The organism is Calothrix anomala FACHB-343 (genome assembly GCF_014696435.1).
GTDB lineage: Bacteria > Cyanobacteriota > Cyanobacteriia > Cyanobacteriales > Nostocaceae > Aulosira > Aulosira anomala_A.
Genome location: NZ_JACJQG010000100.1, coordinates 1 through 17,693 on the forward strand (window position 1 = coordinate 1; position 17,693 = coordinate 17,693).

General features: G+C 42.2%; 16 protein-coding genes and 1 pseudogene. 11 read left to right on the top strand and 6 right to left on the bottom strand.

All coding sequences use genetic code 11. The features are described 5' to 3' along the window. Positions 1-120: 120 nt before the first annotated feature. The 4 genes from H6G08_RS34250 to H6G08_RS34265 form a co-directional block, all read right to left on the bottom strand. Positions 121-921, bottom strand: a complete 801-nt coding sequence (locus H6G08_RS34250; RefSeq protein WP_190551355.1) for an SDR family oxidoreductase — start codon at positions 919-921, stop codon at positions 121-123. A 427-nt stretch (positions 922-1,348) separates the two neighbouring features. Continuing rightward, on the bottom strand, positions 1,349-2,029 hold the full coding sequence (locus H6G08_RS34255; RefSeq protein ID WP_190551356.1) for an HAD family hydrolase: 681 nt from the start codon (positions 2,027-2,029) through the stop codon (positions 1,349-1,351). A 177-nt stretch (positions 2,030-2,206) separates the two neighbouring features. Then, positions 2,207-3,154, bottom strand: a complete 948-nt coding sequence (locus H6G08_RS34260) for a zinc-binding dehydrogenase (protein ID WP_190551358.1) — start codon at positions 3,152-3,154, stop codon at positions 2,207-2,209. Positions 3,155-3,196: 42 nt separating this feature from the next. Further along, positions 3,197-4,132 carry an NAD(P)-dependent oxidoreductase gene (locus tag H6G08_RS34265; protein WP_190551360.1) on the bottom strand — a complete coding sequence of 312 codons (936 nt, stop codon included), beginning with the start codon at positions 4,130-4,132 and terminating at the stop codon, positions 3,197-3,199. A 190-nt stretch (positions 4,133-4,322) separates the two neighbouring features. Here H6G08_RS34265 and H6G08_RS34270 point away from each other — a divergent pair, with 190 nt between their 5' ends. Further along, entirely contained in the window at positions 4,323-4,946 is a 624-nt protein-coding gene (locus H6G08_RS34270) for an arsinothricin resistance N-acetyltransferase ArsN1 family B (RefSeq protein ID WP_313943600.1), read from the top strand. Positions 4,947-5,058: 112 nt separating this feature from the next. Here H6G08_RS34270 and H6G08_RS34275 read toward each other — a convergent pair whose 3' ends face one another. Further along, positions 5,059-5,772 (bottom strand): HAD family hydrolase, encoded by a 714-nt coding sequence (locus tag H6G08_RS34275; RefSeq protein WP_199322850.1) that lies wholly within the window; start codon positions 5,770-5,772, stop codon positions 5,059-5,061. A gap of 310 nt (positions 5,773-6,082) precedes the next feature. On the opposite strand from H6G08_RS34275, the gene H6G08_RS34280 reads away from it, so the two are divergent. From H6G08_RS34280 to H6G08_RS34320, 10 genes and pseudogenes are all read left to right on the top strand, one after another. Next, complete coding sequence (locus H6G08_RS34280; RefSeq protein ID WP_190551362.1) at positions 6,083-7,051, top strand: sulfurtransferase; 969 nt, start codon at positions 6,083-6,085, stop codon at positions 7,049-7,051. Between the two features lie 20 nt (positions 7,052-7,071). Continuing rightward, positions 7,072-7,230 (top strand): hypothetical protein, encoded by a 159-nt coding sequence (locus H6G08_RS34285; RefSeq protein ID WP_190551364.1) that lies wholly within the window; start codon positions 7,072-7,074, stop codon positions 7,228-7,230. A gap of 669 nt (positions 7,231-7,899) precedes the next feature. Continuing rightward, complete coding sequence (locus H6G08_RS34290; RefSeq protein WP_190551366.1) at positions 7,900-9,264, top strand: LLM class flavin-dependent oxidoreductase; 1,365 nt, start codon at positions 7,900-7,902, stop codon at positions 9,262-9,264. Between the two features lie 389 nt (positions 9,265-9,653). After that, the gene (locus H6G08_RS34295) at positions 9,654-11,192 is read left to right on the top strand and encodes an amidohydrolase family protein (RefSeq protein WP_190551367.1); all 1,539 of its coding nucleotides are present in this window, start codon (positions 9,654-9,656) and stop codon (positions 11,190-11,192) included. 127 nt (positions 11,193-11,319) lie between these two features. Beyond that, positions 11,320-12,762, top strand: coding sequence for a SidA/IucD/PvdA family monooxygenase (locus H6G08_RS34300; RefSeq protein WP_190551369.1), 1,443 nt, complete (start codon positions 11,320-11,322; stop codon positions 12,760-12,762). A gap of 142 nt (positions 12,763-12,904) precedes the next feature. Next, complete coding sequence (locus tag H6G08_RS34305) at positions 12,905-13,507, top strand: carboxylesterase family protein (RefSeq protein ID WP_190551371.1); 603 nt, start codon at positions 12,905-12,907, stop codon at positions 13,505-13,507. After that, a complete protein-coding gene (locus H6G08_RS34310) occupies positions 13,500-13,658 on the top strand; it encodes a hypothetical protein (protein ID WP_242046396.1) in 159 nt (52 codons plus the stop codon). The genes H6G08_RS34305 and H6G08_RS34310 overlap by 8 nt, the downstream gene beginning before the upstream one ends. A 293-nt stretch (positions 13,659-13,951) precedes the next feature. Next, positions 13,952-14,194 carry a hypothetical protein gene (locus H6G08_RS37140; RefSeq protein ID WP_199322851.1) on the top strand — a complete coding sequence of 81 codons (243 nt, stop codon included), beginning with the start codon at positions 13,952-13,954 and terminating at the stop codon, positions 14,192-14,194. Positions 14,195-14,209: 15 nt separating this feature from the next. After that, a pseudogene (locus tag H6G08_RS37145) lies at positions 14,210-14,635 on the top strand (HAD family hydrolase); the annotation flags it as partial. A 91-nt stretch (positions 14,636-14,726) separates the two neighbouring features. After that, the gene (locus tag H6G08_RS34320) at positions 14,727-16,601 is read left to right on the top strand and encodes an ABC transporter ATP-binding protein (RefSeq protein ID WP_313943606.1); all 1,875 of its coding nucleotides are present in this window, start codon (positions 14,727-14,729) and stop codon (positions 16,599-16,601) included. Positions 16,602-16,764: 163 nt separating this feature from the next. On the opposite strand, the gene H6G08_RS34325 is transcribed toward H6G08_RS34320, so the two are convergent. Further along, positions 16,765-17,667, bottom strand: coding sequence for a WD40 repeat domain-containing protein (locus tag H6G08_RS34325; RefSeq protein WP_190551372.1), 903 nt, complete (start codon positions 17,665-17,667; stop codon positions 16,765-16,767). Positions 17,668-17,693 lie beyond the last annotated feature (26 nt).

Sequence of the window (17,693 nt, forward strand, 5' to 3'; positions counted from 1 at the left end):
CCTTTTTCCTTGCAAGCGATCGCCTGTGAGTTTGTGGGTACGTTTGCACCTAGATTACTATTTAATCATGAGCTAGTGCAACCCAGCAAAATTAATGGGACAGACCACTAGCTTTATACCCTACACTCCTGGCGTACTTCCCCCATCAACGATAATCTCTGTGCCTGTAATTGAAGCAGCGAGATCGGAGACTAAAAATAGGGTTAATGCAGCAATTTCTTCTGGTTGGGCAATTCTTTTTAGAGGAATTCCTTGTAGGGTTTCTGCTTTTGCTTGTTCAACTGTAATCCCTCGCGCTTGGGCGTTTTGTTCAGCTAAACGTTCGGCTCTTTCAGTAGCAGTCGCACCAGGAGAAATGGCATTAATCCGAATGTTGTAATCGGCTAATTCTTTAGAAATTCCTCTTGTAAAGTTGAGCAAGGCAGCGTTGGTTGTCCCACCTGGAAGGAAGCTAGGGCGAGGTGTCCTACCTGCACCACCGATAATATTGACAATTCGTCCATCCCCTCGACTCTTTTGATGGGGAACAACGGCTTTAACTAGGCGAATATAGCCCAATAATTTTAAGTTCCAAGCATCTAAAAATACATCATCACTCAAGTCGAGGAAAGACCCAGCACGGGCTGATCCAGCATTATTGACTAAAATATCAATTTGGCCAAACTGCTGTAATGTAGTGGAAACTACTCGCTCCACACTCTCGGCTTGAGTTAAATCGGCACTGATAGAAATGACTTTCGCCCCTGTTGTGGGTAGGGATTGGATAGCGCTAACTGCATTCTCTAACCGTTCTGGGTTACGAGCTGCAATGACTACATTCACACCTTCAGTATAGAGTGACTTGGCGATCGCTAAACCAATACCCGCACTACCGCCTGTGACAATTGCTGTTTTACCTGAGAGTTTTAGATCTAAGCTCATGACATGAATTCCTAGATGTTTTTGCTGTGAATATCTACAGATAACTTAAGTAAGTCGGCACAATTAATGTCATTTGTCATTTGTCATTTGTCATTGGTAAGAGTTTCGACAATGTTTATATTGCATGAAATAGTTTGGTTTATTATTGCCGACTTACTTAGTCTTTCTTACTTCAATATTTTCGTGACTTGGTTAATGATATTTAATAATATACGCAAAATCGATAGATTTTTAGTATTTTTTAGTAATTGCCATAAATATCAGATGTATATTAAATAATCAAGTACCCAAGAGAATGATGTTTGTAGAATAGCGATCGCGCCTTCAATTCCCTTTATCAAAATACGTGAAAGTAAGCATTATCCATCATACATAATACTTGTTCTTCCCATCTGCACACTGAGCAAAGTCGAAGTGTGCCCTCTGCCTAAATAGCAATAGCACTACTAACAAGATAATTATTTTCCTGCTCCAGCAATTTTGGTAATAATCTCATATCATTAAATACAACAGATGCACCAGCTTCTCTGAGTTTTTTTGGTTTCGTTAACTCGGAATAACCAAATACAGTCATCCCCGCATTTACTCCAGCCATCACACCTGTTGGTGTATCTTCAATTACTACACATTCTTCTGGAGAAAAACCCATCGTTTCAGCTGCATATAAAAATACGTCTGGATAGGGTTTACTACGTATAATTCCTGTGGTAGTAAATATTTTGCCAGCAAAATAACTGAATAAATCTGTTTTTAATAAAGCTTGTCTGAGCCATTGATGACTACTATTTGAGGCTACGCAAAAAGAAAGATTAAGTTTACTTAAAACATCATGTATTCCTTGCACTGGTTTGAGGTGTTTTATAAAAGCTTGCATTGTGCGTTGTTCAAATTCAGCAGCAAACTTAGTCGGTAAAGGTTGACCGAGAATATCTTGAATAGTTTCTAGACAAATAGCAGTAGATTTACCAGCACAAATATCGAACACATCTTCTAAAGTTAGATATAAGCCGATTTCATTGAGCATATCCAACAAAATAACATTGGCGATGATTTCACTATCTACAAGCACACCATCGGCATCAAAAATTACTAAATTGAATTTATTCATTAATCGCTAAAATTTGATAGGTGTTGACTGTTGACTGTTGACTGTTGACTGCGGTACGGGCTGGTTTACAAATATCTTCACTTTTATAATCCGAATCTGGATGAACCCGCCCCTACAGATCACCTGAATTGTTGACTGTTGAAAAATTTATTGGCTATTTTTAATGACTGGAAAGATTTAATTAGAAATGTTTAATACTGCCTTGCCTGGGTAGGTTCTATCTAATAATTTCTGGGCAACATCGGCTATTTGTGTCCAATCACCTTCAATATCAATGTGAGGACGTAATTGTTCGGTTTCTACTAAACGTAAAAGTCTTTGAAGTCCGATTGCAGCTGATTCTCGTTGTAGTTCGTGGAATAATATTAAACCGTACAAACTTGCGCCACCTGTAGCAAAAAATTGCTGGGCGTTAAATGTTACTTCTGCACCTGCTGATACGCCAAACAGCACAACAGTACCGTCCTTTGCCAACAAATTCAAAGCTGTGCCTAATGTTTTACCACCTACTGACTCAACAATTAGGTGATAGGGAGCAGATTGATCATTTGCGGCAATATTCTCACCAATAATTACAGAATCAGCACCAGCATTTTTCACGAAAGACTCAAACTCTGGGCGGCGAATATGCGCCACTACCTTTGCGCCACTAAGTTTTGCTAGTTGAATAGCAAAGTATCCTACACCACCAGATGCACCTGTAATTAATACTGAGCGTCCTAAAACTGAACCGCCTTTGAGTAATGCGTGGTAGGCAGTTAACCCGGCTACTGGTAATGTCGCAGCTTGCGCAAAAGATACTGATGGTGGCAATTCTGCTAGTGAGTGAGTTGGAACTGAAACCAATTCTCCCCAAGCACCGCCCCGCAGTAACCCGACAACCCTTGTGCCGACAACCGGGCCTGAACCATCAGCAGCCGGGGTTTCTACTACACCCGCCAAATCCCAACCAGGACGCCAGCCTGCTTCTGCGATGGTTGAACGTCTGATTTCTCCCCGATTCAAAGAAATGGCTGCTACGCGAATCACAGCTTCGTTAGGCGCTGGGGTAGGTGCATCGACATCACGCAATACTAAACGCCCAGGTACAGAAGGATCGACTACAACGGCACGTATTTTACTCATAGGAGACAACTAAACTGTTGACGGTTGACGGTTGACGGTTGACTATTGACTCTTTAAAAATTCTTGGGACAAGGTAGTAACTATATCTGATAATGAGCGATCGTGATCGCTTTCTTCTGGTGTTTCTTTACCCAAAGAGGTTTCTTTGACTAGGCGGTAAACATCAGCTGCGCCTTGAAAAATCTTCTCGGTTAAATCTAAGGCTTGAAATGTGTCTGCAATCTCTTCCATTTCTCCAATCCATCGATGTGCTTTTGGTGTCATGGATGGCAGAGAACGAGTCAGTGTTTTTGCTAGTTCTGGTTGGCTAGTCTTGACTTCATCCCACAATTCTTGATCTAAGTTGAGGCGATGGGCTGCAATGAGTAATTCTGTGCCAATTGCTGTCAATCCTTTTGTGAGGGCTGCGTAGGACATCTTTAACCCAGAAGCTTTACCAATTTCATCGCCAATCACCCTGATATCTAAGCCATAATCGCGCAATTGTTGGAGTTCTACAGCCTGTTTTCCTGATGCATAGATGCGGGTGCGATTGGGAACTCGTGGAGGCGGGCCAATTATTGATGCATCGACAAATTGTCCGCCTTGTGATTCGATGATTTGGGCAATATTTTTGACTTTTTGGGGTGAGATGGCATTGGCATCAACATATAAAATATTCTTACCGATATTGCCTATTACCTCAGCTACTTGGCTTGCAGCTTCAGTGGCGGCGGCGGGAACTAGAACTGATAGCACAATATCCGATTCAATTACTAGTTGTTTAATTGAACCGACATCTTGAACATTAGCGGCGGTTGCTAGTTGTCGAGTGCGTAGGCGTAGCCCGTCGTAGACATCGCTCCGATTGTCTAAAGCAGCAATTGTCTTTAATCCATGACGATTGAGTACAGATGCGTAGACGCGAAGCGGCTTGTCGTCAGACATCGCCTGTCCCATGTCACCAGGACTTAAAATACCAACAGTTTGTATTTGCATGGAAGCTTAATTCCAAAATGCTGCGCAATAAGTACTGATGCGCGTATTTCGCAACCAGTACTCTTTGTTCAGCATGGGTTTGGAGATTGAGTTATGAAATAAAATACGGTAAATTGACTGAATTACCGTACTTTAGCTCTAAACAGAAAAATATCACAAATTGTTCTGAGAAAGCAAGTGTTCAATTACAGTGAAAACGAGACTTAGACTAGCCGATAAACGAGATGCATCACAAATGCTGGCAATTTATACGCCAATTGTCCGCGAAACGACAATTTCCTTTGAGTTAGAACCACCCAGCGAAGTTGAGTTTCAACAGAGGATCGAGAACTACCAACAGCAAATGCCTTGGCTAGTTTGCGAAATTAATGGTGAGATTGTCGGCTATGCTTATGCTAGTCCTTATCGTACCCGTGCAGCCTATCAATGGTCTGTAGAATCTTCTGTATATGTTGGTGAGAAATATCGCCGCCAAGGAATTGCCAAAGCCTTGTATACAGCGCTATTGAAGTTACTGCAAGTACAAGGATTTTATAACGTAGTGGCGGCGATCGCTTTACCCAATCCAGCCAGTTTAGCTTTACATGAAGCTATTGGTTTTGTGTCTGTTGGAGTCTTTCACCGAGTTGGATTTAAATTTGGCAAGTGGCTTGATATAGGATTTTGGCAATTATCTCTCCAACCAGAGCAATCTTTCTTAATTAATAACCACAGCACACAACCCATTAATCCACCACTTCCCGTATCAGCAATCCAAAACACACCTTTGTGGGATCAAGCATTAACAACAGGACTATTACAGCTACAAATTTAACTCAGTAACACTCTGCGGATCTCTGCGCGAACTTTGCGTTCTTCTGCGTTGAAAAACTTTGCTTTCAAAAAACACCTAAAATATGTCAGAAATCACCAACCTCTCCTAAAGCTTATGAAACAGTTGCACCTTTCGTTATGCCTTTAGACTTGTTTAAGGTTAGCAAAAAACTCTCGTAGTCATTGTAGTTAGGAAAAATATCAGTCGCACCTTCTTTAAATAATGCTTGGGCTGCATTGTCTGAAGCGATACCAATAAATCCATATCCTAACTTACGTGCTGAACGAATATCCCAAACACCATCGCCAATGTAAACAACTTCTGGGAAACTTTGATTGTAATAAATTTCAGCGCGAGAAAGTGCGATCGCCATTATCCCCTCTCGTGAATCGTCATCATCCGAAAACGCATAGGGAATATTATCAATAGGAAGATGAGCCGATTTTAACTTGAATATTGCTGATGCTGCCCAACCGCCTCCCGCAAAGGCTAAGAGATAGTCATCAGACAAAAGTAGCCTTTGCAACATCTCAAATGCACCGGGTATTGCTTTGACTCCACTACTTGCTTGTGCGCCATCAACGAGTAATTCTACAAAACGCTGTTGAAATACTTCAACCTCTCTCGATGTAGGAATGCGAGAAAGTTTACTCTGACACACTTCTTTTAAAATGCAAGCATCTGTTACATGAGTATATGATGTCCAATCACTTGATACTTCCGAGACAGCAAATACTTCAGACAACGCCTGTAAATATGATTCATTATCCAAGTGATTGGATTCAGTTAGAGTGCCATCAATATCAAACATTACTAATTTCACCATATTTACTTGATTTCACCTGTAGACTGTGTTGTCACGCAACGCATCGCTAATCAACTATCATTGGTTAAATCTATGCTGAAAATACAAAATATTGATAGATAAAGTGTCATTTTGGCAATTTCCATTACTTGTGTTCTGTTGCTGGACATGAGATGCTACTTTATATTAAGTACGTTTAATCGATAAGTTTACAGTATTTTATTTGCGAAGGCAGATAAAAATAAATTTGTGCAGCCTTTAATCAAGGATGCATTGGAAATTATTTTGCAGAATTACACAAGATTTGTGTTAGATATTTAGGAGTGCGAACATGAGTTTAAAATATTTCTTTTCCAGGTTAAAAAAACCCAAGTTAAAGCCGAAAATATTTACTGCGTTAGCAATATTTTTTGCTGTCTTCCTGATTCTTCCTTTATCACCACTTTCAGCATTTTCAGCTAACTCTAGCGCTAAAATTCAGTTTGTTTCGCCTAATTGGCTGGCAGAAAATTCTCAAGATAAAAATTTACGAATTTTAGATGTCAGGAATTTTCCTCTCGACTATATAGAGGGACATTTATCTGGTGCTGTGAATATTGCTGATACTGCTTTTCGCGGCCCCAGAGAAGGTTTACCCGTACAGTATTGGAATAACGAAAAGTTAGGACAAATCTTTGCCAATTCAGGATTAACAAATAATAGCCGCGTGCTTATCTATTCAGATGGTAGAGATGTTTTAGGCGCAACAATGGTTGCTTATTTACTAGAACGTTCTGGATTAAAAGATATCGCTGTATTAGATGGTGGCTATACAGGTTATAAAGCTGCAAATGATGTCACTAAAGAATTTCCGCAGTACAAAGTTGGTAAATTCACAGTCAAAGATAACCCTTCAGTTCGCGTCAGTTTAAATGATGTGAAAAAACTGATTGGTAAACCAGGAGTGACATTTATCGATCCTCGTCCTGAAAAATTATTCCGAGGTGAAGAAAATATTTGGATACGTAACGGACATATTCCAGGAGCGCGGAATATTCCTTGGGTAACATTTATGGATGCTCAGAATCCTCACAAATTAAAGTCATTAGACGAGATTAAGAAGATTCTCGCTGATAAAAAGATTGACCCCAAAAATGATATTATTGTTTCTTGTAGCACCGGACGAGAAGCAACATTACAATATGTTGTCTTAAAGCATCTTCTGGGTTATCCCAAAATCAGGATTTATGAAGGTTCTTGGACAGAGTATAGCGCTCAAAAAGATTTACCAGTAGCTACTGGAGATGAGAAGTTAACCTAATAGCAAATCAGGAAAAATCAATGAAATATGCAATTTTGTTAATTGCAGCATCTATTATCACATTTGGCTCAGTAGATGTATTTGCAGCTAATAATCCCGATCAAAATAACTTGGTTAGTTGTAAAAGAAGTAAAGATCAGCCCCCAGAAAGTTCTACAAGCGATCGCTCTGGAGCTTAGTACAATATTTTACTGGTTTATCATGAATCAAATTTAACAATACTCCGCTAGAATTTACACTGATTCCTTTTCCTCAATAAAGTTCTGAGTGATGTTTTCCATCGCTCAGAATTATTTATTATTGGGTGATAAATTTAGCCAGCAAATAACTTTTTTAATACCCTCGTTGCGGGTGATAGTTTCTCTGCAACACCCAACGTGATCGCCTTGTGCATACCTTCCCTAGCCCCTAACCGGATACTTTGCAATATTTAATGTTTGATAACCTAATAATTCGTATATCATACACTTGTGTTTGCCAGCACATCTTTTTTTGGATGGATTGTGTAAGCTGTATCTTGATTGTCCAGTTATGGGTGAATGCCTATACCAGACATGATTACCTCAAAGCCTTACAGTCAAAGGATTTTATAAATCTGCCATCCAGATACAATTATTTTTTGGGCGTATGTCAGTAGTGGAAAGCTTAAACTTTCGTCTTTTCATAAGTCACTTACTAGCTATTGATAAGGGTTTGACCAAGATGTGTCAGGTTATCAAGCCAAGCAATGAGTTTTGAGCAGTTAGAAATCAGCCAAAGTGTTTTAGCAGCAGTCAAATGATGACTGATGTTGTGAGAAAAGCGATCGCTATTAGCGAACCGCATTATTGAAGAAGAGAACAAAGTAGATGAGCAAAAAACGTCAGTTTCGGTTAGGTGCATTTATTCAAGCCACTGGACATCATATCTCTGCATGGCGACACCCTGACGCGCAAATAGATGCAGGGTTGAATTTCGAGCATTACAAAGAAATTACCCAAACAGCCGAACGAGGGTTATTTGATGCAGTCTTTCTTGCAGATAGCCCAGGAGTTTGGGGTAATGGTGGCGAAAATCAGTGTCGTAATGGTAAAATCGCCCATTTCGAGCCTGTGACTCTCTTCTCTGCTTTATCTTCAGTCACTCAAAACATCGGTTTCATCGCTACCGCCTCAACTACATACGAAGAACCCTACACCCTAGCACGGAAGTTTGCTTCTCTAGATTACTTGAGTAAAGGACGCGCCGGTTGGAATGTAGTTACCACAGGTAATGATAACGCCGCCGCTAATTTTGGACTGGAAAATCACCCAGATCACAGCCTGCGTTATGAACGGGCGGAAGAGTTTGTCGAAGTCGTCAAAGGACTGTGGGATAGTTGGGATGATGATGCCTTTATCCGTGACAGAGAATTAGGTATTTATTTCGATCCAGAGAAGCTACACACACTCAACCACAAAGGTAAACATTTCTCCGTCAAAGGCCCCTTAAACGTCGGGCGTCCGCCTCAAGGTTACCCCGTAATTGTCCAAGCTGGAGCCTCGGAAGCTGGGCGAGATTTAGCTGCGCGTACTGCTGAGGTAATTTTCACCGCTAATCAAACCCTCGCAGATGCTCAGGAATTTTATGCCGATATCAAGGGTAGATTGGCAAAATATGGACGTTCCCCGGATGATTTAAAAATTATGCCTGGTGCATTCCCAATTATTGGGCGTACAGAAGAAGAAGCACAAGAAAAATACGAGTTTCTACAATCATTAATTCATCCCGATGTCGCTTGGGGTATTTTAAAAACCTATTACAAAGGTGTGGATCTATCGAAATATTCTCTAGACGATCTAGCTCCCGAACTACCAAGCGACACCAACACCAATAAGAGCCGTCTGAAATTAGTGAAAGATTTAGCTACTCGCGGTAGTTTAACGCTGCGTCAGTTGTACCGCTCTCTCGCTACTGCAAGAGGCCATCGGACTATACTTGGTACTCCCGAAACCATTGCCGATCAACTAGAAGAATGGTTTAACAATGGTGCAGCAGATGGCTTTAATATCATGCCTCCAATTCTACCTACAGGATTAGATGACTTTGTAAATTTAGTTGTCCCCATCCTGCAAAAACGCGGACTGTTCCGCACTGAATACGAGGGTAGCACCTTGCGCGAAAACCTTGGCTTACGTCGTCCAGGTAATCGTTTGGCTGTGCAACAAGCAAATGAAAATTTAGTATCAGCATAAATTTTGCTAGGTGCGTTATCCCAATTCACAAAAATTCTGATACAGATCTACATCAAGAAAGCATTATAGGACTTACCCACAAAACCTCTCAAACTCTTATTCCCACCGAAGTTCTGTTCGTCGAAGACGTTGGCAAAGCCATCGCCGGAAGCCGGCGCTCCGACTTCTCTCTGTGTTCTCTGTGTCCTCTGCGGTTCATTATTCCGTTAACTTTGCGTAAGTCCTATTAATTTTGAATTGGTATAACCCTCCAAATAATTCTCTTGGACTTTTCACTCATGCTTAAACTCTACTGTTTCAAGCGTGTTTTTTGTAGAGCGCCTCCCATTTCAGGTTTTCCTGATGCTCTACATAACCTGAAAATCTTAGCTAAATATGAGGAAGAAAAAATGACTGAATATAGCAGATTAAAGACATCAACCTCAGCCGCAATCAGAGCTACCCTAGATTATCCAGTAATCGATACCGACGTTCATACCAACGATTTCACACCAGCACTAGAAGATTACATTGCTAAATATGGCGGTGCAAAACTTGTAGACGAATTGCGCAAGGCTGAATCATCTCGTCTAAACTCCAAAGCAGATGGTAAAGATTGGTATCAACAAACACCTGAAGAACGTCAATACAATCGCACAATTCGCTCTCCCTGGTGGGCGAGAGTGACAAAAAATACTCTAGATTTAGCTACATACATCCTGCCAGAATTACTGTATGAACGTCAGGCGGAACAAGGTTCAGATTATTCTGTACTGTTTCCCAATAACGTCCTTGCGCCTGCTGGAGCCAGCCCAGAGAATCGCCAAGCCCTGCAACGAGCTGTTAACCACTATCATGCTGATTTATATCGCAAATATAGCGATCGCCTGACGGTGGTAGCTGGTATTCCGATGACTACTCCTCAAGAAGCTATTGAAGAGTTAGAATTTGCAGTAAATACACTAGGGCTAAAGGTTGCAAATATTCCTGGTGGTGTAAAACGACCAATTAAAGCGATCGCAGATAAATATCCTGCTGATAAATACCCAGAAGTTGCTAGATATGCTTCTTACATAGACTTCTTTGGTTTAGATAGTGAATATGACTACGATCCATTCTGGGCTAAAGCTGTAGAGTTGGGTGTGCCCATTACTACCCACTACGGCAGCCAAGGTTGGACTGGTCGCTCCTCCATCAGTAACTACATGAATAACCATATCGGTCACTTTGCCGATGGTTCTCAAGCTTTTGCAAAGGCGTTGTTCTTTGGTGGTGTCACCAAACGCTTCCCACAATTGCGCGTGGGAATGCTCGAAGGTGGCGCAGATTGGGGCGCTCATGTCTACATTCATTTAGTAGATCGTTACTCCAAGCGTAATCTTCAGGGGCTACAAAACTACAACCCAGACTTGACAAACGCTGATGAGTTGTTCGAGTTGTTTGAGCGCTTCGGTGGCGAAATCACCCAAGGGTATTCCTTAACTAAAGAAGAATTGGTCAAGAGTGTCCTGGGTTCTTCCTTTGCGCGTCATAGCCGTCAACCAGTGGGTAAAGAATTAGAAGACTTTGCCGCAGCCGGAATTGAAAGCATTGAAGATATTCGCGATCGCTGGGTGAATAGTTTCTTCTTTGGTTCCGAATCTGACGATCGCACCATCGGCGCAGCATTCAACGACAAAGCCAATCCCTTAAACGTGAAGATTAACGCCATCTATTCCTCAGATGTCGGTCACTGGGATGTACCCGATTTAACAGATCCTCTCGCAGAAAGCTGGGAATTGGTGAAAGAAGGCGTAATTTCCGAAGCTGACTTCAAAGCTTACGTATTCGCTAATCCCTACAAATTCTACACCGAAGCCAACTCCAACTTCTTCAAGGGTACAGCTATCGAATCCCAAGTAGCTCAAATCCAATCACCACAATTAGATAAAAGCTTTGCTAGGGCATAGGGAATAGGGCATTGGGCATAGGGCATTGGTTAACTATTTCTTTCTCCCTTGTCCTCCTTGTCCCCCTTGTGCCCCCTGCTCCCTGCCCCCTTGCCTCTTCTCCCCCAATCCATAACGGGAAATCGACATGACAACAACGACTGACCTAGATTTTCGCGCTCGTGAGGCACTGCGCCTCATCGGCCCCGATCCGGAAAACTGGGTGAGCGATCGCCCAGGTATTGACCACAATGTCACAATTGTTGGTGGTAGTGGTAGCGGTAGTGTCTTTGCGTTTGCGCTGCGGCGTGCAGGTATCGGTCGCGTGACAGTAATTGATGCCGCCGAAGATGAAAGCCTTGCTGGTGTGTGGTTAACACGAGCAAGAATGAAAAAGCTCCGCACGCCGAAGAACCTACCAGGCCCGGAATTAGGTATTCCGGAATTGTCCTTTCAAGCTTGGTATGAAGCGCGACATGGTGCTGAAGCTTACGCAGCAATTGACCGGATTCCCAGAGTACTCTGGGCTGAATATCTTAGCTGGTATCGTCAGTTTCTCAGTATTTCAGTACGTTACCGGACGAAGTTAGTAAGAGTTGAGCCTGCTGAAGGTTTCTTGCGCTTGCACCTTGAGGTAGACGGTGTATCGCAAATAGAAACTACCCGCAAAATTATCTTCGCTAACGGTGTGGCTGGTACTGGTGGCGCGTATATACCGCCTGTATTAGCTGATTTACCTCGCAATTTATATGCACATACCTCCGAGTTGATTAACTTTGAAGCATTGCGCGGTAAAACTGTAGCGGTATTGGGTGCGGCGGCTTCAGCTTTCGATGCTGCAGGAGTAGCGTTGGAATCGGGAGCCAAGGAAGTACATCTGTTTGCACGCAGAGAAGCGATCGCATCTTTACCTATAAATCGCGTGCGTGGCTATCCCGGTGCTTACTTTAACTATCCAGAACTATCCGATTCGGCTCGCTGGTTTCAAGCTTGGCGATTTCGGCAAGTAGGTTCGACACCACCACCTGATGCAATTGAACGAGTAATCGCCTTTCCTAATTTTTACCTGCATCTATCTGCACCTTGGAAATCGGCACAAGAAAAAGGCGATCGCATTGTCGCCCAAGTAAAAGATGATATTTTCGAGTTTGATTTTGCGATCGCTGGTACTGGTTACTTTGTCGATCCCACAAAGCGCCCCGAACTAGCCGATTTTTCCCAGCATATTGCCTTGTGGCGCGATCGCTATCAGCCACCAACCGAACAGCACGATGAAGATTTAGGAACGCACCCTTACCTTGGCAAAGCCCACGAATATTTAGAGAAAGTACCTGGTACTGCACCCTACCTCAAAGACATTCATGTCTTCAATCCGGCTGGTTTTGTCAGCTTTGGCTTGCCAATTGGTGATGTACCCAGCATTCGCCGCGACATCCCTGCAATAGTATCCCGCATCAGCGAGGATTTATTCTTCGCCGATTGGGAACAGCATGAAGCACGCATTACTGGTAATAACATCGCCCCCGACTTTGAAGACTCATTGTACGCCGCCGCAGTGTGGAAACAGCCAGCTAAGGTTGCGATTAGTTAGTAAAGCAAGGGGGCAGGGAGCAGGGAGCAGGGGGACAAGGGGGACAAGGGGGACAAGGGGGACAAGGGGGACAAGGGAGACAAGGGAGACAAAGAAAATTGTGAACTATGCCCAATGCCCAAATTATTTAAGATTCACAACTATGTCAATACAACAAATCAGCAATAGTTCCTTACCTTATCTTTTTTCACCCGTGGCTGACGATGCCAATAAACCCGCACCCCTGGTATTGTTTTTGCATGGAGCGCGCGATCGCGGCAACAATTTAAATATACTGTTGAAATGGGGTTTACCACGTTTTGTGGATGAGTCAAGCCCTTTACCTTACGTCTTTGCAGCCCCCCAGCTTCCCGAAGGGCAAACTTGGGTAGAAAGAGAATCAGATGTCATTGCTTTACTAGATAATCTCATCGCCTCCCAACCCATCGATCCATCCCGCGTAATTATATCTGAATTTAGCTTAGGTACAGCTGGCGCTTGGCATATCGCCGCTTCTAATCCTGGGCGCTTCGCTGGTTTGGTAGCAGTTTCCGGACGCGCACCTAAGACATTAGAACCAACACAACTAGCTGCACTCCAAGAAATTCCCATCCAAATATTCCAAGGTGGAAAAGACGAAAAACTCTCAATTGAAGATACAGAGCAGGTTGTCACCACCTTGCGCCAAGTCAAAGGTCAAGTAGATTTTACTCTACTGCCTGATGGCGATCATTTTATTGCCGATGAAGTCTTGGGTTTTGGCTAATCCAATTATTACTGCTCCCATTATTGGTGCTAGTCGTCCAGAACAGCTGAATGACACTCTCAAAGCAATTGAAGTAAAACTCGATGATAACTTGAAACAAAAGTTAGACGATATCACCGCCGAATATCGCAAAGGTGATGCTGTGCGTTAGAAATCTTAAATATATTTCTTGCGTCTACTTTTAAAGATGGCTAATATAGCCATCTATTTTCATCTTAGCCATTCACTAAAAAATTTCGCAACCAAATATGAAAATCCCTTTCCCTTAGTCCCTAGTCCCTAGCTCCTATTTTCAAGTTAGATACTTTTTTTAAATTATTACTCTCTTCTTTCTCTTATCTTGGCGTACTTGGCGTACTTGGCGGTTTATTTAAAAAATAAATTGCATTATCACAGAGAAGAGATTAGGTATCATCTCAAGAGCTTTGTTTGCTAATTCTATAAATGATAAAATCAGTTCTGTTCGATTTAGATAATACACTACTCGACCGTGATACATCGATTAAACAATTCATCACATTCCAGTATGAAAGATTTTATCCCCACTTCAAGCATATTTCCCAAGCTGATTATGTAACTCGATTTATTGATTTAGACTGTCACGGTCATGTTTGGAAAGATATAGTTTATCAAAACCTAGTTGGAGAATTTAAAATCAAGGATATCACTTGGCAAGCTTTACTTTAAGATTATAAAACTCAGTTTCAGTCCCATTGTATTCCCTTCCCTTTTCTCACTGAAACCCTAAGTTATTTAAAACAGCAAGGCTATTTATTAGGTATAGTCACCAATGGATTAGAGCAGATGCAAAATAGTTCAATTGATGGATTAGAAATTCGGAATTATTTTGATATAATTTTAATCTCTGAAATTGAACAAGTAAGGAAACCAAACCCGGAAATTTTTCAAAGAGCCGTAGTTAAATTGGGAACAGCAGCACAGGATAGTGTTTTTGTTGGAGATCATCCAGAAGCTGATATCAAAGGAGCAAAGAATGCTGGGATGAAAACTATTTGGAAACGTAACTTATCTTGGGTGGAAACTACAGAAGCCGATGCAATCATCGATGAACTGAATGAGATTCCCGCCATTCTTGAACAGTTTAATCATATAGCTGTAGTCACATAGATAAGAACATCTTGAAAGCGTGAATGCTAGGAATAGCAAAGTTTCAACCTCTGCCATCTGCCTTTTGCTATAGTACCAGGGATAAGTTAAAGTGATAAAGAGCGATCGCCGTTTTTCCAGGAAAAAATCTCGTTCATCTCAACCCTTTCAACGTGCTGCTGAAGCACCCAATTTACCGCCGAATTCATTCCAGTTTATTTGCTATTTTGTCAATCAATTTCGCTGGTGGTATATAGCAACCGTGATTTTGGAAATCATCCACGCGACTTGTGGCATTATGTTACCCTATGCCATTGGCGAAATTATCCGCAGTGTAACCAAATCGACAGTTAACAGCAGTGAGATTTTTGCAACCATCAGTCAACCCTTAATGCTGTTCACTGCCTTAAGTATAGGTGAAGTCGTATTTGGGCGTTCTTCGGGACTGTTATTAACTATTCTCCATCCCATCCACCGCCAGCATATTATTCGCTCACTTTATGCTTATTTACAGCAACATTCCCATCGGTACTTAAGTAGTAGTTTTGCAGGTGCTTTAGCACAGCGTATCAACGAAACTGCTTACGGTGTTACCCAGACAATGCAAATGCTGATTTCTGAATTTATGTCAGTCATCATTGTCTATATCGTCGCTATCATTTTACTGTATCGTGCCTATCCGCCTTTAGCTGCATTGGTAGGGATATGGGCAGTTTTATTTATCAGTATTTCCTTTTGGTTAGCTACTCGCTGTCGAATTCATTCCCGCAAAGCCGCCGCCGCTAGAAGTGAAACAGCTGGTATTATTGTCGATGCAGTAACTAATCTGACTGCTAGCCGATTGTTTGCGCGTTTGGGTTTTGAACGACGCTATTTAAATGAGCGATTTAGACGCGAAATTATAGAGGTGAGAAAGGCTAATTGGTACTCAGAACGCATTCGCTGGTTTCAATTTATATCCGCAGCGATTTTGAAAATTGCTACTTTGTATTACTCGCTTTCTTTGTGGAGTCAAGGAAAAATTGCAACTGCTGATTTTGTAGTTGCAACTAGCTTATCACTGTTAATTATTAGTGAAGCCCGCAATTTAAGTAGAAGATTTTTAGATTTATTTGAACATATTGGTAATATCGCCAATGGTGTTTTAACTATTGTGCAACCCCATGAGTTAGTTGATCGAGAAAATGCGATCGCTCATTCCATCACTACCGGAAAAATTGAATTTCGGCGCGTTAATTTCAGCTATTCGGCGGAAAAACAAGTATTTCACGACCTTTCTGTTACTATCCAACCAGGACAGCGTGTAGGTTTGGTAGGCTTTTCCGGTTCGGGAAAATCAACTTTTGTTAATTTAATTTTGCGTCTATTCGATCCCCAATCTGGACAAATTCTCATCGATGGGGTAGATATTCGCGATATGACGCAGGAAGCATTACACGCCCAAATTAGCTTAATTCCCCAAGATCCGTCTCTGTTTCATCGCACCTTACTAGAAAACATTCGTTACGGACGACTTGAAGCTACTGATGAGGAAGTAATTCAAGCAGCACGCAAAGCTTACGCTCACGATTTTATTATTCAGATGAGTGAGGGTTATGATTCTCTCGTGGGTGAACGGGGGGTGAAACTTTCAGGGGGACAAAGACAAAGAATTGCGATCGCGCGCGTTATCCTCAAAGATGCACCCATCCTAATTTTAGATGAAGCCACATCTAGCCTCGATTCCATCACCGAAAAAGCAATTCAAGATACCCTAGATTTAGCAATGAATGGCAAAACCGTGATTGTCGTCGCGCATCGCTTATCTACCATCGCCCATCTCGACCGCATTTTAGTATTCGACCAAGGGCGTATTGTGGAAGATGGTAGCCACAGTAAATTACTCGCAAAAGGCGGTGCTTATTATAGATTATGGCAAATGCAAGCAGGTGGATTTTTACCGGAAAAAGCCAGCGATAATAATTTATCTGAGCTACAAACCGGATAGTTATATGATGTCTGGCAAATTACCCTTAATATGTCATTGCGAGCGGAACTAAGTGGAGCGCAGCAATCACAAGGCCTCTGCCAGTGTTTCACTTCGTACACTTCGGGTTCTCTGAAGGAGTACGCAATGACGGGTATTTGAACGGACATGATAACACACTGCCTCAGTTAACTTGTGATACTCCCAAAGCTTTCAAAGTTGCGATCTCTGCTTCGGTCAATCCTGCCACCCCAGCGATCATCATACCTTCGTATGGACGGGCTGCTCTCAAAGTTTGCCAACAATATCCTGTAGAAACATCCCAAAAGTTGATTGTTTCATCCTGGCTAGCACTGAGGAGAGTTTGAGCATCAAAGCTTAGACTAAGCGACCACACCCAATTGAGATGATTGTGTAATGTGGCAAGGCAATCCCCAGTAGCTACATCCCAAATTTTAATAGTGCGATCGCTACTACCGCTAATTATACGGCTACCATCAGCAGTGAACAAAATACAAAGTACCTGGCTGGTATGACCGGAAAATATACGCAAACACACCCCTGAATGAATATCCCACAGTTGCACTGAAGAGCGATCGCCACCTGTGGCAAAGTATTGATTATCTGGACTAACAGCAATTGCCCAAACGCGGTTGGAATCTGCTTCCCAAGTATGAAGACATTTACCTGTTTCCACATCCCAGCATTTCACTATCGAATCATAGCCACTGCTGAAGAGAGTTTTACCATCTTGGCTAAAAGCGATCGCTAGGACAGAACCCGGATGCCCCTGCAATGTCCGCAGACATTCACCAGAAGATACATCCCAAATCTTAATTGTATGGTCGTAGGAAGCACTAGCAAGTAAATGATTGTCTGGACTAAAAGCAATTGCCCATACCCAACTGCCGTGCCCATGCAAGGTTTTCAGACATTGCCCTGTATACGGACTCCAAATTTTAATCGTGCGATCTGCACTGGCGCTGGCTAGCAATTGTCCGTTGGGACTGAAGGCGACAGAGAAAATCCGATTGCTGTGTCCATGTAATATGCGAAAAGGATGGATATTTACCTTCGAGCTTTGCAAAGCATTAAGATTTATATCCCAAAGCT

Coding starts and splice junctions, on each gene's coding strand:
- H6G08_RS34250 (WP_190551355.1), bottom strand. CDS start 921: ATGAGCTTAGATCTAAAACTCTCAGGTAAAACAGCAATTGTCACAGGC.
- H6G08_RS34255 (WP_190551356.1), bottom strand. CDS start 2,029: ATGAATAAATTCAATTTAGTAATTTTTGATGCCGATGGTGTGCTTGTA.
- H6G08_RS34260 (WP_190551358.1), bottom strand. CDS start 3,154: ATGAGTAAAATACGTGCCGTTGTAGTCGATCCTTCTGTACCTGGGCGT.
- H6G08_RS34265 (WP_190551360.1), bottom strand. CDS start 4,132: ATGCAAATACAAACTGTTGGTATTTTAAGTCCTGGTGACATGGGACAG.
- H6G08_RS34275 (WP_199322850.1), bottom strand. CDS start 5,772: ATGGTGAAATTAGTAATGTTTGATATTGATGGCACTCTAACTGAATCC.
- H6G08_RS34280 (WP_190551362.1), top strand. CDS start 6,083: ATGAGTTTAAAATATTTCTTTTCCAGGTTAAAAAAACCCAAGTTAAAG.
- H6G08_RS34285 (WP_190551364.1), top strand. CDS start 7,072: ATGAAATATGCAATTTTGTTAATTGCAGCATCTATTATCACATTTGGC.
- H6G08_RS34290 (WP_190551366.1), top strand. CDS start 7,900: ATGAGCAAAAAACGTCAGTTTCGGTTAGGTGCATTTATTCAAGCCACT.
- H6G08_RS34295 (WP_190551367.1), top strand. CDS start 9,654: ATGACTGAATATAGCAGATTAAAGACATCAACCTCAGCCGCAATCAGA.
- H6G08_RS34300 (WP_190551369.1), top strand. CDS start 11,320: ATGACAACAACGACTGACCTAGATTTTCGCGCTCGTGAGGCACTGCGC.
- H6G08_RS34305 (WP_190551371.1), top strand. CDS start 12,905: ATGTCAATACAACAAATCAGCAATAGTTCCTTACCTTATCTTTTTTCA.
- H6G08_RS37140 (WP_199322851.1), top strand. CDS start 13,952: ATGATAAAATCAGTTCTGTTCGATTTAGATAATACACTACTCGACCGT.